General features: G+C 30.5%; 1 protein-coding gene. It reads right to left on the reverse strand.

Annotation, left to right across the window (positions count from 1 at the left end):
- Nucleotides 1-303 precede the first annotated feature (303 nt).
- The gene (locus LJD34_RS15845; protein ID WP_227360351.1) at nt 304-1,578 is read right to left on the reverse strand and encodes a helix-turn-helix domain-containing protein; all 1,275 of its coding nucleotides are present in this window, start codon (nt 1,576-1,578) and stop codon (nt 304-306) included.
- Between the last annotated feature and the right edge of the window lie 183 nt (nt 1,579-1,761).

Consider the following 1,761-nt stretch of genomic DNA (forward strand, 5'->3'; position numbering starts at 1 on the left):
GCTAAAGTGAAAAGTTAAATTCCACTTTAAAAAAATGAAAAATAAAAGTAGAATTTACTCTTTCAGAAAGCAAATTTTATAAGAATATTAGGTGATTTGCCTAATATTCTTTTTATTTTGATGGTTGAATTTAGTCTTTCATGTGATTGAAAACCAAATTTTGTTATGAAAGAGTACTATTTTGGGGCACATTAAAGCTGTGCATTTTTGTCAATTTTTTTTGAGTGTAAGACTAAAATCCACTTGAATAAAGTATTGAACTGTCAATCTGTATACCCATTTTCATACATTCTCTGAATGATTTTAATCTTTTAATAAGTAAGGTTTTAAAACAATATTGTCTTTGTTGATTCTTTCAATTCCAAAATCTTTGAATTTTTGATAAAGTGCAGGATTCATAAATTCCATTACTTCTAATGGTGATTTACCTTTTAAATGTTCTTTTGATTGAGAATTGATATGTGAGACTATTAGATTTGCTTTTTCCTGACTGTTAAGTTCTAAATCTTTTAAATCATTTTCTTTTGGACAAATATAGCGAATTTCTTTATGATTGTTTTCTAAACTTCCTTTTTGACCAGAAGCCATTGGATCACAATAGAAGATTCGTGTACGTCTTGATTCATTTTCTTCTTTTTCAAACCCTTCAGCATCACAAAATTCACTTCCTCTATCAGTCTTTATAATGGCAACTTCTTCACTGAAAAGGTCTTCCCCTAAGATCTTTTCTAAAAAATCGACGCCTTCGACCATTGATTTCGCCGTTTTTTCTTCTTGATAGACGATAAACATGAAAGAATAGTCTAAAAATTTAAATGTTTGCATGAAAGGACCTGTAGAACCATTATTGTAGACCGTATCCATTTCAACAACGCTTAGATTTTTATTTTCTGCTGTATAATTAATAAAGTCATCGTATGTACGACCATTCAAATACTTTTTATCTTCTCTTTTTTTATATTTATTAGAAGCCTTTTTGGTTATTTTTCTTTTTGTTTTGATTCTAAGATCGATATCGAGAAGTCCAAATTCTCTAAAGATACCATTTTCAATATAGTTGTAGAGCGTTTTTTCAGAAATATTCAATTCAGGATGATTGGTAACGATATGATAGGGAGAATGCCCGGCTTTAATAAGCGGAACGATAATATCAGCCATAGCTTTGCATTCTTCATATGACATATTGATACCAGTTCTAGAATCAACAAGGTCTTCTCTATATTTTTTATGAGAAAAATCAGCCTTGTATCTATACTTATCATAGCGACAATGCGTATATTTAGAACAGCCGTTACATGCACCAGGAGAACGATCACGACGATTGCAGGTGAAAGGTTTAAAATCAGCACAATTGTCACAGACATGATTGTGAGAACAGTTTTTCATATTAGCACAATTAATTTTATAAGAAGATTTGTGAACAAGTTCTCTATGTTTTTTGATTTCTTTACCAACAGTAGACTTGTCCTTGCCGATGGTAAGAGCGATAGCAGCTTTAGTAGAGCCGTTTTCGATACCTTTTTCAATGATGATTCTTTCTTGAACAGTAAGATGTAAATTTTTATTGTTAGAAGACATGATAATCTACCTTTCATGAAAATGGAAAACAGATATCAGGTAAATTATACAGGTGAAAGAGTAAATTCCACAAAAGAAGTGTAAAAGTAAGTTCAACTGTAAGAGTAAATTCAACTGGAAGCTTGTGAAAGACTAAAATCCACTTTGTCATATCTAAAGTGGAATTTAACTTTTCACTTTAGA

The organism is Faecalibacillus sp. MSK20_93, assembly GCF_020589945.1.
Lineage (GTDB): Bacteria > Bacillota_I > Bacilli_A > Erysipelotrichales > Coprobacillaceae > Faecalibacillus > Faecalibacillus intestinalis.

Excerpts from the sequence above, each read along its gene's own strand:
- LJD34_RS15845 (WP_227360351.1), bottom strand. The coding sequence starts at position 1,578 with ATGTCTTCTAACAATAAAAATTTACATCTTACTGTTCAAGAAAGAATC.